Origin of the sequence: Natronincola ferrireducens, from assembly GCF_900100845.1 — a bacterium.
Taxonomy (GTDB): Bacteria; Bacillota; Clostridia; order Peptostreptococcales; family Natronincolaceae; genus Natronincola_B; species Natronincola_B ferrireducens.
This window is the reverse complement of sequence record NZ_FNFP01000001.1, coordinates 736057-750414: the sequence shown is the minus strand read 5'-3', so window position 1 is coordinate 750414 and position 14358 is coordinate 736057. Positions and strand designations below refer to the sequence as shown.

Here is a 14358-nt window from a genome sequence, read left to right as displayed (position 1 = left end):
TTATATCGTTTCCTTAATTTATCCTATAATTTTTACACGTTTTTGCCCCATGAATGTATTGTCAAGATAAAGAAAAATCCCCTACAGTTAACAAACTACAATAACTCTTCAAACCCCTCTGTTGTATATTCTTTTCCTTGTCTTTTTAACTCTAAAGCTTCCACCAAACGTTCATATCTTTCTTGAGAAATAGGATAAAATATCAACAACAGACCACTTAAGATTAAAAATATTCCAGGAACTATTGTGAAAGCAGACTCAATAGCATTCATAGTCTTAGGTGTTTGTTCTAGAGCCTCTGGATTATATCCAGCCAAATGTAATACTAAGCCTAATATCTGCATACCGATGGCACAACCTAGTTTGCCAACAAACGATCCATAGGATGAAACCATTCCTGCCCTTTGTTGCCCTGAAATAAATTCATCAAGTTCACATACATCATAGATTAAAGCGTATATCAATGTCCAATAGACTACATTACCAATAACATATATAATTGAATAAACTATCGTCATGAATATGGTTTCAATATTGATAAATCTAAATAAACAGCATGCAATTCCTGCTGAAATCATGCCCCAAATATAAGTTTTTCTTTTCCCAATTTTTGAAGAAAAAGCTGTAACAACTGGAATAAAGAAGAATGAAACTATGGTGAAGATTAGAAATATGCCTGCCATCTCTATTTCGCCAATTCCAAGCTTATAGGTAGAAAAATAAATTAAATTGCTATTAAATATTGAATAACTGGCCATAAAAAACATAGAAGCCAATAAAATAAATTTATATGCTTTGATTTTAAATAGTTGTTTAATTGTTTTAACGAATCCTTCTCTTGAAGTGCTTTCTTTGTGTAAAAGCTCAATATCAAGCTCTTTACCTTTTGTAGAAAACCATGTTATCACAATTGTAGCTCCAGCTACAATTGATAGTGTCAATGCTGTGTACTGCCATGCAGTTGCTGGTTCATATCCTAATCCTTGAAAAAAATCCACTAATACAAGAGGTAATGCACCGCCAGCCAATAATCCTACATAATTAAATATTGTTGCATAGGATCTAAGAGAGGTTCTTTCATGATAATCATTAGTTAATTCTGCTCCTAATGCAGAATAGGGAATGAAAAATGCTTTATAAGCCAACCAAAATGCCATGGTAATAATTATATAGTATATATTCATTCCTATAGTACTAAAATTCACCTTTGTGAACATGAGGGTCAATGTTATGATGAGAGGAATTACTGATCCAATAATATACGGCCTTCTTCTTCCATACTTAGATTTTGTATTGTCAGATACGAATCCTGCTAATGGGTCTGTTATTGCATCCCAAAGAACTCCAACAAATGCAATGGTACCTGCAAAAGCAGGGCTTATTCCTGCAATATCAGTAAGAAAGAATAAGAAAAATACAAATACAAAATCATAGAAAATTGTATCGGCCATTGATGCCGAACCATATCCTGCCTTTGTAAAAAATGATAATCTCTTTCTCTTTCCTCCCATTATTTTTTCCATACAAATTCCCCCTTTATTCTTTTTAATTTTGGCTCTGTTAATGATAAATGTTGATATTTGAAAAAATATAAAAATGTTAGGCTGCAGTCATCCTGAGGGATAATAAAGGATCTTAGTTTTAGATCTAAAGGGCTAGATCCTTTGCTGCCTTTAGATACCATAGGATGACAAGTCTCTAAATCTTATACTAAAATTATAATTTAGTATAAAATCAACAACGACATTTAACATAGTCTTAATTTTTAATATTTTAAAATTTAATTTTAAAATGAAAGTATTTGCTATGTATTAAGTTGTTCTATTTCATATATCATGTTGTCCAATAAAATTATTTTACTGTTCGAATAGGAATGTAGATTTAAAAACAAAATGTAACAATCTACATATGTATTAAATGTCCTAATTTAACTGTGTTATATAGTAATTTATTTTTTAGTATCAACAAATTATTAATAATTTAGAGAAGAAAGATATATTTTTTGCTGTTTTTACTATACAATAGAGCGTAATTATCATAAAATATATAATATAAAATAAAATCAGAAAATTAATTACCTAATTAAACATCTCTAATTACTTTTAGAAAAGAGGTCTTTTATATGCTAAAAGAATGTATTGAATACTCTGACGGTTTAGCTATTAGAGTATTTAGTAGTTCAATTAATGAATATCCTATACATATGCATGATGAACTTGAAATCATTTATGTTATAGAAGGAGAAATAAATCTTAAAGATACTTTTCACAGCTATACGTTGGAACAAGGGGATGTTTATTTTATTAATGGAGGAGACCTGCATAGTATTTATAAAAAAAGTGATTCAAATTTAATATTATTCCTACAAATTGATTTGGAAAACTACAAAAAATATCATCCTTACGTAGATAAAATAATTTATATATGTGATTCATATTATAACAAAGCTCATAGAGAAGAAATTGAAAGAATAAAACAATATTTAATAAAAATAATGCTGGAAGTTTTAAACAAGGAAGAAGGATATAGAAAAAAAGTTGAAGCATTAGTTATCTCATGTCTATTAAACCTAATAAATGATTTTCAATATTATTCTATGGATGATAAAAAACTTAAAAATGAAAACAAGTATAAAGGAGATCATTTTCAAATTCAAAGGATACACAGAATAACAGATTATATTTATTCAAATTACAATAAAAAAATTAGTTTAGAACAAATTTCTAAAGAAGAACATATTAGTAAGTATTATTTGACACGTCTGCTTAAATATGGGGTTGGATATGGATTTCAAGATACCGTAAATTTAGTTAGGGTAGAACTATCTGAAAAACTACTATTAGGGACGGAAATGACTATAGAAGATATTGTACATGAATGTGGTTTTTCCTCCTATAGATATTATACTAAACATTTCAAAAAATTCTTTGGTATAACACCTTCTGAACATAGAAAAAAATTTAAAGATAAAACAATTAGAGTTAAAAAAATAAAATATTTAGATTATGATAAAGAAAAAGCCGTAAAAAAAATAAAAAACTTGTTGAAAATTCCTAAAGAAAAACAGAATGTTTATAGTTTTGAGGGAGTATTCAACATTATTGAAATAGATTTTACTAATAAGGGAACTAAAAAATTTGAGCATTACTGGAACTATTTAAACTTGCCAAATATTTATCAAGGACTTACCTTAGAGTACCAAAAGTATTTAGAAAAATTTCAGGAGGATATTGGTTTTAAGTACATTCGTTTAAATCCTCTGGATTGTATAGAAAGAAATTATACACCTGAAAATTTTGATTGTTTTAATCAGCTATTCAATACTTGTAATAGAATAAGGATTACGCCTATTATTACAATGAATTATGAAAAAATAGTGACTAATGGACTTGTTAATGAATTGCCATATATTTTAAATAATTTTATATTGTACTGTATGAATAAATATGGATATGAATCAGTAAAAAATTGGAAATTCGAGTTACATAGTAATGTAAAAGACAATAAATATAATTACCTTATTTCAGAAATTAATAAAATAATTAAATCCTATAAAATGACCACACCAAAAGAAAAAAATGTCATGAATTATTCTTTAAATTCATTGTATGATACGGAATTTATGGCTTCCTTCATAGTACATAATCTAGTAAAGAGTAACAAAGATAAATTTAAAGATAACATAATGCTAATAGATAGTTTCCATGATTATTCAAGAAATCATTCCTTTTTTCATGGTGGTCTAGGCTTAATAACATTGAATGGTTTAAGAAAATCATCCTATTATGGATTCTACTTATTATCAAAGCTTGGTGATGAGATAATAGCTAAGGGAGATGGGTATGTAGCAACTAAAAACAATGATAGTATACAAATATTAATATATAACTATGATGAACTATGCAACAACCTATTTATTGATGAAAAAATAGAATTAAAAGTAGCTAAAAAACAATTGCATGATATACTCAATACAAAAAAAGAATTTATCTTACGACTAATGAACATAGGTAATAAATATATTATAAAGAGATATAAATTAGACATAGAAAATGGTTTTGTCTATAAGCATTGGGAAAACATGGGATGTCCCCAATCAATTTCCAAAGAAAATGAAGAATTGATTCAAAGAACATCTTTCCCTAAAATCACTTTTTCCCACATCGAACAAAAAAGTTATTATGATTTGCACATCACACTAGAACCTTTTAACGTTGAATTAATTACATTTGAAAAGATGAGTTATAAATAATATTAATTTATAACTCATCTTTTTCCTGTAATAAAATAACCAACATATTTTTTAAATTTCTTTAATCGGAATGACTATCTTATACCTCTCTATATTTTTACCTTCTTTATTTATACTCTAAAATATACTGACATATAATGTCCCAATTCAGTTTATACCCGACCTTTTTGACTATATCAAAAGGTTTTGAAGGAATGGATAAGCTAATTTTATCATCACTGTTTTTTTCATAAAAACGTAGTGCATCAAAAGCAACAGAAAACTCCTTTAAAACTTTTCTAATTTTGTATTTTTTCATATTAAAACTTGTATGATATTCTTCTATACATTTAGAAATCATACTTTCCTTTAAGAAAAAATTATTTTACCTTCCAATTAAAAGTCTTTTCTCCTCTATAAATCCTCTACTACCTTGTCTATCTTGTAATACTAGAGGGAGTGAAAATAAGATGTTTTTACTATGGAGGTTTCCTGAATAAAAAAGGAGATCCCTTTTTGTTTTAAGGAATTCTCCTGATTTTTACTTGCTTTTTATCCTTTATCAGTAGCCCTCAAGGAACTTTAAGAGTGCTTTTATTTTTTCATCGTATTCTAAATAGATTAAAATCTAAATAATCACAGGAAACCAAATGATAGCTGATACCTTGATGTACTCCTTGAAGTCCTCCTTCATAGGACTCTTCTCCATGGAGGTGGCCGTATATAACTGTATCTACATTATATGCCTCAAACGCCTCAGTAAACAAGGAGGTTTGTTGAAGATCATTTGTAGGAGGATAATGAAGCATCCCTATAATTTTATTGTAGCCCTTCAGTTTCGCAGCATCTAAAGAAAGTCTTAATCGATGGATTTCCCGATGATAAATTTTTTCATCCTGTTTAGTGAACCTATAGGGATTGGGACATATCCATCCTCTAGTACCACATATGGCGTAATCTTCATAGGTAAAAAAGTTGTTCTGTAGAAACTCCATATTATTAAAACTATTATTCAATCTTGAAATAGATCCCCACCAATAATCATGGTTACCCTTTAACAAAATTTTCTTACCTGGAAGTGCTTCAATCCATTGTAAATCCTTCGTTGCTTCTTCCATATTCATTCCCCAGGAAATGTCTCCAGGAATAAGCACAGTATCATCTGACTTTACTTTTCGAAGCCAATTTTCTTTAATTTTCATGGCATGCATTGTCCAGTGTTCACCAAATACATCCATAGGTTTATCTACATCATTACTTAAATGTAAATCTCCTATTGCGTATAGAGCCATTTTATCACCTATCTTTAGCTATTCATTATGATTAGTCGTATTGCTGTTGTTTTTGGGTTAGGTTGCTAATTTCTTTATCTAATATCTTTAGTTCTATTGTGTCACCTTTTTCCCACAGTCTATTGAATCGCTCTTGAAATTCATTGGCTTCTTTGACCTTGCCTGTTATATAGAGGGATTGTATATTCTGTAATATACTGGATACAATGTTAGACCTTACTTCAAAGACTTTTTGTGCCTGTCTAATTTCATGGCGAATTTCTGACATTTCTTGATCTAGTTTAAAAGCAGCATCAGAAGCTTTTTTAAGCCGATCTTCGATGTGAGGAGGAATCAACTGTTTGTATTTATACTTTAAAGAGTGTTCGATAATTGCCCAAAAATTCATAGCTAACGTTCTAATTTGTATCTCAGCTAGAATTTTTTTGGGGCCTAGTGCAGTATGGATAGGATATTTAATTACTACATGATAACTTCTATAGCCACTATCCTTAAAATTGGTTATATAATCCTTCTCAAGAACAATTTCTAAGTCTTCCCCATTTCTATCTCTTATGTAATCTACAACAGTATAAATATCCTCAACAAATTGACACATAATTCTTATCCCGGCAATATCCTCTATCTTATCAGGAATTTCTTCAGGGCTTACATCCAATTTCTTAGCCTTTTCTAAAATACTGGATACCTTTTTTACTCTTCCAGTAACAAATTCAATAGGAGAATATTCACCGATGGTACGAAGCTCGTTTCGTATGCTTTTAAATTTTACCTTTAACTCCTCTACAGCATTTTCATAGGGAATTAAAAACTTTTTCCACTGTATATTATCCATAACCTATCACCCCGCTATCTTAATGGAAACACTTGCTAACCATTAAAACATAAATTTGCCTTCTCCATTATATCATTATTTTACTATTTTTTTAATTGTTAAATACAAAAACCCTTCAATTATCTCAATACTAATAGTGTATTTTTTTCCTTGATTTTAGTGTTTATACTTTATGGGTTGGAGAAACGACAAAACTACTGTAGATTTACTCTACAGCAGTTTTATTTACCTCTATAATCCTTTTTTAGCAATATAGTTAGCTAAATCTACAATTCTGTTAGAATATCCCCATTCATTATCATACCAAGCTACTATTTTTACCATCTTTTTACCTACCATCATGGTAGACAAGGCATCGACAATGGAGGATCTATCGTCTTGTTTATAATCTATAGACACTAATGGCTCCTCAGAATATCCTAGTATTCCCTTCATAGGGCCTTCAGCTGCCTGTTTTAACTTCTCATTCACTTCTTCAGCTGTTGTATCTGTTTTTAATTCCGCTACTAAATCCACTACAGATACAACTGGAATAGGAACCCTCATTGCCATACCGTTTAACTTTCCTTCTAAAGAAGGGATAACCTTTGACACCGCCTTTGCAGCACCAGTAGTGGTTGGTATAATAGATTCTGCAGCAGCCCTTGCTCTTCTTAAATCACTATGGGGTAAATCTAATATTCTTTGATCGTTGGTATAGGCATGTACAGTGGTCATCATTCCAGTTTCTATACCAAAATTGTCCTCCAATACTTTGGCTACAGGAGCTAAACAGTTGGTGGTACAGGATGCATTGGATAATATGTGATGGTTAGCAGGATCATAATCCTTTTCATTTACTCCCATAACAACGGTTAAGTCCTCCCCCGACTTAGCAGGAGCGGATATAATAACCTTCTTTGCTCCACCTTCAAAATGCTTAGAGGCAGCTTCTTTTGTTAAGAAGATTCCAGTAGCTTCAATAACAATTTCTACCCCCATTTCTCCCCAGGGTATTTCTGCAGGATCCCTATAGGCAGTGAATTGAATTTTCTTATCTCCTATGTGTAAAGCATCTTCCGTTGCTTTTACCTCTTCCTTTACCCTTCCATAGATGGAATCATATTTATAAATATGAGCATGTTTTGCTGGTCCACTGGTACTATTAATAGCTACAACCTCTACATCTCCATTGAGTTCTAAAGAAGCCTTTAATACACCCTTTCCAATTCGTCCAAACCCATTTATACCTATTTTGGTTTTCATAAATATCCTCCTTATGTATGTTATACTAATATATAATGTGACACACTAATCATTATATATCCAACTATTTAATATAGCAAATACATTTTTATCCTTTTAAAATCAATTGTTCTATTTTTATAATCTCCTTAAGTCAAAAGCTTTAAACCCTATTGTAATATAGAATCTTTATTTTGTTTAGATTTTTTGTTTAAGGGTAATATAATAAATAATTTCTATTTGTAATAACAATTAAATAGAAAATTAAAATAGTTGGAATAGTTTGAAGGAGGTATTTTGAAAAATGGCTAATCGAAAAGTATCTATTGAGTATTGTACAGGATGAGGCTATCTACCTAGAGCCTTGGATATGGCTCAAAACATATTGAGTAAATATAAAAATGAGATAGTGTCCCTTAATCTTATCCCATCTTCTGGAGGAGTGTTTGAGATAACCTCAAATCAACAATTAATCTTCTCCAAAAAACAAGAAGGTCGTTTTCCAACCTTTGATGAAGTAGACCCACAAATATAGAGCAGCAAAGCTGCTCTATATTTGTTTTTAAAATTTTAGAATTTTAATATAAAACCTCTAGCATATATTTTTTTAGATAGTCTGGAATTTCTTCTACATCACTACTAATGGTAAAAATAAAGTTTACATTATATTTTATCTCTAGCATATCTAGTTTTTTAAAGAAATCCTCCAGCTCTTCTAAAGATTTTTCTGTGGCTTTTAATAGATCATCTACATAAATACTTTCAATATCATAATTCGATGCTGTTATGCCACAGATATAACCATAGAAAATATCTTCGTTTGTGATTTGATAATCCTTTAAAGAGATAAACCTTATTTTATAATCTATTTGAAACATGTGACTGCTATCTACATCTACAAATACAATATTACCCTTTGCTTTTTTAACAGCTTCATTTGCATCATGAATCAAAGTCTTCGTTTTACCGCTTCCCTTTTTTCCTACGATTAATTTTATCATTTCAATGTCCTCCTTACTTTAATTCATTTATAAATTTTAACTCATATGTAATATTCTATAAATTCAGAAATTTTCCTGCATGATTCGACAAATTATTTTAAATTTTTTATTTTATTTAAGCTGTAGTCAATTCATCTATTTAAATTGACTACAGCTTAAAGCTTTTCCACCTAAATAATTGGCCTTTTTACCTTGGTAGTTGTTGTTTTTCTCCATTTTTTCATGTATCTCATCTCTTATTTTCCACCAGCTCATATTCCAGTTTACAAATATGCTGTTCTCTTCAGGTGCTCTTCCTATCAATCGTTGTACAACAATATTGGGATCAAGGTGTTCTAAAAAGGTAATAACCCTATCCTTATATTCTTCTGCAGAAATAATTTGAAACTCTCCCCTTTCATACATTTCACCCATAATCGTTCCCTTGACTAAATATAGGGCATGCAATTTTATCTGATTTACCTTGAGGGCTGACATAATTTTAGCATTTTCTATAACATCTTCTTTATTGTCCCAAGGTAGGTTTAAGATTAAATGACTGCAAATTTCAAAATCATATTTTTTTATAAGCAAAACAGCATCTATAAATTCTGCTAAGCTATGTCCCCTATTTATCTTGTTTAAAGTATGATAATTTACTGTTTGCAGGCCCAATTCTATAGATATTTCTATATCTTCTTTTTCTTTTATTTCCTTCAAAAATGCTAGATAGGCATCTGAAATACAATCAGGTCTAGTAGAAATAGCAATTTCAACGATATCTTCAAGTAAAGCCTCCTGTATATGTTTTTTAAAATCCTCTAGAGGTAAATAAGTATTAGTAAAGTTCTGAAAGTAAGCTATAAATTTTTGTGCCTTATATTTTTTTCTAATATGACTCATATTTTCTTCCAATTGTTGTCTAACCCCATAATAATTCGGCAGGTTTTCAAATCCAGTCCCTACTTCTGCACAAAAACTACACCCTCCCCTCCCTAACCTTCCATCTCTATTAGGACAAGTTAATGGCAAATTTACTGGAAGTTTATATACTTTTTCTCCATATTTCTCCCGAAGATATTGGGAATATGTTTTATATAGAAATCCTTCTTGTTTCATGTATATACCCCGTTCTTTCGTTTTATTATCTTTGTTTCCATAGATTGTTGAAGTTATACATTTCCTAAAAAACAGCAAAAATCCATGGAAATAGGGATTTCCTTATTAGAAATCCCTACAGAAATGATTAGTCAGTAGGTATAATTTTTATATCCACATCTTCACATACCTTTTTACTTAACTTCATAATGATATTGTTGTCACTGGTTTTTTCTTTAGATTCTCCTAAAACAATGGTTTTAATATTATGTTTTTGACAGAAGTCCAGTATAGTTTTCACCACTTCTGTAGAGCGTAGAACTGTCATATCTGCCCCAACCCTTTTTGAGATATCAAATAAGTAGTCCAGTGCTTCTCCCTCTTTTGAATTGCCTAGTATATTCCATCCTACTGGAGCAACATGGACAACATATAATCCCCCGCCTTGTTTTTCTTGGATTTTTGTTCCTACTTTTATCAATCTTTCACAGGTTTTTTGTTGGGTTACACAGATCATTGTATTTTCTTTTTCTATCATATCTGCACCCCTTTCTATTATGTTTATATATCATCCTTTTTGTTTTTTATCCTTGGGTGTATTGTTTTTAGCCTGCCACTTCTAGTAAAAGACATATTAAGCACTACATAGAGTAACTTCAGCTAAAATTTAATCAGGGCAAAACTCCCTTTAAATAGACAAACTAAGTGCCTGTTACAAAATTAAAGTTCAAACTTTCACTGTTTATAAGTGACTAACACAAAATCAAAGATTTTGGTCATCTACTTATGAGTTAAATATCATTTCATATAAATTTGTAGATGAACACAAAAATCTGTTCTACTATATTATACTATAAATATCACCTAAAATGAATTTAAGTTTTTTACATATAAAATCCTGTAACCTATTACTAGATTACAGGATTTTATATTTATCTGCAAGGTGCTAAGCTTCCTCTTAGTAAAACTGGTCCCTCAGGCTTAGATATTGATACAACTGCTTCTGCTGTAACAATAATTTCATCATAACCTACAAAGCTACCTGTTGTTTTTCTATATCCTACCATAATATCTGGTACTCCTGAGTCCTTTAAATCTACCCTACAGTATTTTTCAGTATCCCTATCTACCACCCAAGCATAATAGCATTTGTATTTAGTATCTATTGTAGCAGGATCAGGCAAACCAAAGGTACTTATCCATACAGTAGGGTCTGGAATGTTTATAAAAGCTGTAGCCCCCAGTATTCCAGTGCGTTCAGGTTTTAAATCTATCTTGCAAATACCCTCCGGTAAGGGAACACCTGTTACTGGTATACATATTTTTTGTCCTATTTCTAGTACATTTGGATCTGGGATTTGGGGATTAGCTCTTATTAACTGCTGCAGTGTCAAGCCATACCTTCTTGCGATATTAAACATTGTATCACCACGTTGTACCGTATACAAAATTCCATCTGGACAAAATTCTTCTGGAGGTGGCAGTGGGGTTACCACTTTAGGTATGCAAATTCTTTGTCCTACAAAAATAATATTTGGATTTGTAATTTGTGGATTTGCTGCAATCAATTGTGTTAAACTTATATCATATCGATTGGCTATTCGAAACATTGTATCTCCCGGTCTGATGGTATATATGGTTCCATCTGGACAAGGTGGGGGTTCAGGGACCTGTGGATTCATCATAGGTGACATATAATTAGGATGCATTATTAACCTCCTCTCAATTGTCTCCTTATCATTATATGTCATGAATGTTTTTTGGTTAAACTCTCCTGTCATAAAATAGTAGATTAAACCATAAATGCCACCTTCAAAAACCTCTGAAGATAGCATTTATATATGGGTTTTATCCCCCAGCTATTGGTGGCATAATATGGATTGTTTGGCCATTTTCTAAAACCGTCTCAAAATGTCCTAATAATTTAGCATTTCTTCCATTGACAAGAACTTTGTAGTAGGGAGCCAAATCCCTCCCTTCCTTATCCATTACTTCTTTTTTAAAGTCTTCTCCATGCAAAATAAACAGTTCCTCTAAGAGGCCTTTAATGGTAGCATCCTTTTGTAGCTCTACCGTAAAGCTACTATAGCCTACAATTTTTATAAGATCTCCCATTACCTTTACAGTAACTTGCATCATTTTTCTTCACTGCCTATTAGAAAATCCAATCCAAGCTCTTTGAGGGTTTCTTCCTTTGGAATACCTTTTTCATCCCAGCCTACCAATTGGTAATATTCCTTTAGCATCTTGTCTAGCACTACAACCTTTCCTTGGGCTGGGCCATTAGGTGCTGGCTCCTTTAAAAATCTTTCAGGTAAAGTATCCTCCTTTGATGACATATTAAATTTTTTAATATTTAATATTCTCTGTAGGTTCAGTACCCTATCCACTGTAGTTGATAAATCCTCTGACGACAGAACAATACCGGTTATAGAAGTATGCAGTGCAGCCAACTGCCTAGGAGATAAAGTATTACATAGTACAGTAAACTTACACATTCCATTTAAATCTGTAAATATAGCTGTTTTTGCCATCTTATCCACTACTTCAGCCTTTTCATCCGGTACAATTGGATCTGCCACCCCTGAAAGCTCCATTTCCTCATTACCAAAGTTAAATAATGTAAAGGCCGGTGACCAAGGTCTTAGATGGTCTCCCCCTCTATTGGCGATAGCATGACCTAATCCAGAGTCCTGAGCAGCCCTAAGTTCTGTTGCAGTTAACTCTAAGCCCTTCACATGCATAGCATACTTTTCAGCCCCCTTACCGATTTTAGCTGCTGCATCCCTTACACCTTCTGCTAATATGTCCCCAAGACCTTTCCTATAGGCTATATCCTCCAACAGCTGATTCATAGCCCTATGGTTTCCAAAGGTTAACTCCAGTTGATTACAATCCTCCTTCGTAAGAATCCCTTCTTCATAAAGCTCCATAGCAAAGGAAATAAGGGTTCCTGCTGAAATGGTATCTAAACCTAATCGATTTGCATTCATATTGGCCATGGCTATTGCTTCCAAATTATCTACTCCACACCTAGCTCCAAATGCATCTACAGTTTCATACTCAGGACCTTCACTTTCTACTCCTGCATACTCTCCCTCTTCTACAATCGTATATCGTGTACATTTAATGTTACAAGCAAAACAGCTACGGGTTTTTGCTAAAATCGTTTCTGACATTTTTTCACCACTGATTTTTTCGGCCCCTTCAAAAACACCGGATTGAAAGTTTCTAGTAGGCAAAGCACCAAAGGCGTTCATGCCGTTTACTAGAGATGCAGTACCATAATCAGGTAATAAATGATTGGTAGCAGGATGGGTGTAAATAGCTTCGTTAACTTCTTTAAGAATATCCTGAAATAATTCCTTGTTGGCTACATGAACACTGCCCGAACCATAAACTGCTATAGCCTTAAGGTTTTTAGATCCCATTACAGCTCCAGCGCCACCACGACCCCCAGCCCTATATAAATCACTCATAACACATGCAGATTTTACTAAATTTTCACCGGCTGGGCCAATTCCTAGTACTTTTGCTCCTTTATGCTTCTCTTCTAGTATCCTGGTTGTTTCAAAAAAGTCTTTGCCCCATATTCTTTCTGCATCTAATAGTTGAATCCTATCATTTTCAATAGAAATGTAAACTGGTTTTTTAGATTGTCCTCTAATAACGATATAGTCATACCCTGCATATTTCAACTCAGGACCCCAGTAACCTCCACCCCGACCTTCACCATAAATACCTGTTGTAGGGGATTTAAATCCAACGTACCAGCTATTTCCAGTGGGGGCCATTGTACCTGTCATGGGACCAGTCATAAGAATCAAAACATTTTCAGGACTTAATGGTTCCGTATCTACCTCTAATTCATCCCATAATATTTTGGCAATAAATCCTCCACCACCTATATAATTTTCCACCATTTCTTGTTTTAATGGTTTAACATGAATCTCACCCTTTGTAAGATCAACATCTAAATATTTACCTGCATAGCCTCCTAACATCTTCATCAACACCCCTCCTATAAATTGTTTTTTATTTTTGCAATTCCAATGCACCATTTGGACAGCTTTCTTTACAATGCAAATCTTCACAAATTTCACATTTTATTGCATACCGATTATTTGGCTCCATAAATATAGCACCATAGGGACAAGCATCTATGCAAGTGCCACACCCTATGCAGGCTTCCTTATCTAGCCTCCATATCCCTGTATCTTCCTCCATCTCAATAGCATCTACAGGGCAGACTTGACTACAGGCTGCCTTCTCACACTGATAACAGACATGGGGTAAATCCAATGCTCCTTTACCTCGTTCAATCTGGATCTTAGAAAGCTTAGGATTAAAAACTCCCTCTAAATTTATGGAGCAAGCCAACTCACAAATCCTGCACCCTACACATTTTTCTTTTATACCAACCATTTTTGTTGCCATATATTCTTCCCCCTTTCCTTTTTTCCTTAACTTAAATAACCCCAAGCCTTATTCAATAACTGCCAGTACTTCCTCTAACCTTATCTCCTATTTTTACTTCAAGAGATTTTATGGTGCCACTAATAGGTGGTGTAATGTCGTTTCCCATTTTGATTGTTTCCAGTATTAAGACTATATTTCCCTACCTTCACCTACATCTAAACTGGACTAGCTTAAGGGATTTATTAATTTATATGACTAAGGCCCAAGCCTTATGATTGA

Annotated in this window: 14 protein-coding genes; 2 read left to right on the top strand and 12 right to left on the bottom strand. The window is 32.2% G+C overall.

From position 1 onward, the window contains the following. Positions 1–95: 95 nt before the first annotated feature. Positions 96–1523, bottom strand: coding sequence for an MFS transporter (locus BLS22_RS03395; RefSeq protein WP_090550328.1), 1428 nt, complete (start codon positions 1521–1523; stop codon positions 96–98). A gap of 599 nt (positions 1524–2122) precedes the next feature. Between BLS22_RS03395 and BLS22_RS03390 the strand changes: the two genes are divergently transcribed. Beyond that, the gene (locus BLS22_RS03390) at positions 2123–4252 is read left to right on the top strand and encodes a helix-turn-helix domain-containing protein (RefSeq protein WP_090550325.1); all 2130 of its coding nucleotides are present in this window, start codon (positions 2123–2125) and stop codon (positions 4250–4252) included. A 581-nt stretch (positions 4253–4833) separates the two neighbouring features. On the opposite strand, the gene BLS22_RS03380 is transcribed toward BLS22_RS03390, so the two are convergent. The 3 genes from BLS22_RS03380 to gap all read right to left on the bottom strand — a co-directional run bounded on the left by BLS22_RS03380 (position 4834) and on the right by gap (position 7603). After that, on the bottom strand, positions 4834–5523 hold the full coding sequence (locus BLS22_RS03380) for a metallophosphoesterase (RefSeq protein WP_090550318.1): 690 nt from the start codon (positions 5521–5523) through the stop codon (positions 4834–4836). Between the two features lie 31 nt (positions 5524–5554). Beyond that, entirely contained in the window at positions 5555–6358 is an 804-nt protein-coding gene (locus tag BLS22_RS03375) for a GTP diphosphokinase (protein ID WP_090550316.1), read from the bottom strand. A gap of 231 nt (positions 6359–6589) precedes the next feature. Further along, a complete protein-coding gene (gene gap, locus BLS22_RS03370) occupies positions 6590–7603 on the bottom strand; it encodes a type I glyceraldehyde-3-phosphate dehydrogenase (RefSeq protein ID WP_090550313.1) in 1014 nt (337 codons plus the stop codon). A 283-nt stretch (positions 7604–7886) separates the two neighbouring features. On the opposite strand from gap, the gene BLS22_RS03365 reads away from it, so the two are divergent. Beyond that, positions 7887–8117, top strand: coding sequence for a SelT/SelW/SelH family (seleno)protein (locus BLS22_RS03365; RefSeq protein ID WP_090550310.1), 231 nt, complete (start codon positions 7887–7889; stop codon positions 8115–8117). A 43-nt stretch (positions 8118–8160) separates the two neighbouring features. On the opposite strand, the gene BLS22_RS03360 is transcribed toward BLS22_RS03365, so the two are convergent. The 8 genes from BLS22_RS03360 to BLS22_RS03325 form a co-directional block, all read right to left on the bottom strand. Next, positions 8161–8583, bottom strand: a complete 423-nt coding sequence (locus BLS22_RS03360) for an ATP-binding protein (RefSeq protein WP_090550307.1) — start codon at positions 8581–8583, stop codon at positions 8161–8163. A 135-nt stretch (positions 8584–8718) separates the two neighbouring features. Beyond that, complete coding sequence (locus BLS22_RS03355) at positions 8719–9681, bottom strand: tRNA modification radical SAM protein MnmL/YtqA (RefSeq protein WP_090550304.1); 963 nt, start codon at positions 9679–9681, stop codon at positions 8719–8721. A 127-nt stretch (positions 9682–9808) separates the two neighbouring features. Beyond that, positions 9809–10198 (bottom strand): adenine nucleotide alpha hydrolase family protein, encoded by a 390-nt coding sequence (locus tag BLS22_RS03350; protein WP_090550301.1) that lies wholly within the window; start codon positions 10196–10198, stop codon positions 9809–9811. Between the two features lie 394 nt (positions 10199–10592). Further along, positions 10593–11369, bottom strand: a complete 777-nt coding sequence (locus tag BLS22_RS03345; protein ID WP_208974655.1) for a LysM peptidoglycan-binding domain-containing protein — start codon at positions 11367–11369, stop codon at positions 10593–10595. A 139-nt stretch (positions 11370–11508) separates the two neighbouring features. Beyond that, on the bottom strand, positions 11509–11799 hold the full coding sequence (locus BLS22_RS03340; protein WP_090550299.1) for a MoaD/ThiS family protein: 291 nt from the start codon (positions 11797–11799) through the stop codon (positions 11509–11511). Continuing rightward, on the bottom strand, positions 11796–13670 hold the full coding sequence (locus tag BLS22_RS03335) for an aldehyde ferredoxin oxidoreductase family protein (RefSeq protein ID WP_176762033.1): 1875 nt from the start codon (positions 13668–13670) through the stop codon (positions 11796–11798). Before BLS22_RS03335 ends, BLS22_RS03340 begins: the two co-directional genes overlap by 4 nt. A 25-nt stretch (positions 13671–13695) precedes the next feature. Further along, a complete protein-coding gene (locus BLS22_RS03330; RefSeq protein WP_090550293.1) occupies positions 13696–14097 on the bottom strand; it encodes a 4Fe-4S dicluster domain-containing protein in 402 nt (133 codons plus the stop codon). A gap of 52 nt (positions 14098–14149) precedes the next feature. Beyond that, entirely contained in the window at positions 14150–14272 is a 123-nt protein-coding gene (locus BLS22_RS03325) for a biotin/lipoyl-containing protein (protein WP_330386469.1), read from the bottom strand. Positions 14273–14358 lie beyond the last annotated feature (86 nt).

Coding starts and splice junctions, on each gene's coding strand:
- BLS22_RS03395 (WP_090550328.1), bottom strand. CDS start 1,523: ATGGAAAAAATAATGGGAGGAAAGAGAAAGAGATTATCATTTTTTACA.
- BLS22_RS03390 (WP_090550325.1), top strand. CDS start 2,123: ATGCTAAAAGAATGTATTGAATACTCTGACGGTTTAGCTATTAGAGTA.
- BLS22_RS03380 (WP_090550318.1), bottom strand. CDS start 5,523: ATGGCTCTATACGCAATAGGAGATTTACATTTAAGTAATGATGTAGAT.
- BLS22_RS03375 (WP_090550316.1), bottom strand. CDS start 6,358: ATGGATAATATACAGTGGAAAAAGTTTTTAATTCCCTATGAAAATGCT.
- gap (WP_090550313.1), bottom strand. CDS start 7,603: ATGAAAACCAAAATAGGTATAAATGGGTTTGGACGAATTGGAAAGGGT.
- BLS22_RS03360 (WP_090550307.1), bottom strand. CDS start 8,583: ATGATAAAATTAATCGTAGGAAAAAAGGGAAGCGGTAAAACGAAGACT.
- BLS22_RS03355 (WP_090550304.1), bottom strand. CDS start 9,681: ATGAAACAAGAAGGATTTCTATATAAAACATATTCCCAATATCTTCGG.
- BLS22_RS03350 (WP_090550301.1), bottom strand. CDS start 10,198: ATGATAGAAAAAGAAAATACAATGATCTGTGTAACCCAACAAAAAACC.
- BLS22_RS03345 (WP_208974655.1), bottom strand. CDS start 11,369: ATGCATCCTAATTATATGTCACCTATGATGAATCCACAGGTCCCTGAA.
- BLS22_RS03340 (WP_090550299.1), bottom strand. CDS start 11,799: ATGATGCAAGTTACTGTAAAGGTAATGGGAGATCTTATAAAAATTGTA.
- BLS22_RS03335 (WP_176762033.1), bottom strand. CDS start 13,670: ATGAAGATGTTAGGAGGCTATGCAGGTAAATATTTAGATGTTGATCTT.
- BLS22_RS03330 (WP_090550293.1), bottom strand. CDS start 14,097: ATGGCAACAAAAATGGTTGGTATAAAAGAAAAATGTGTAGGGTGCAGG.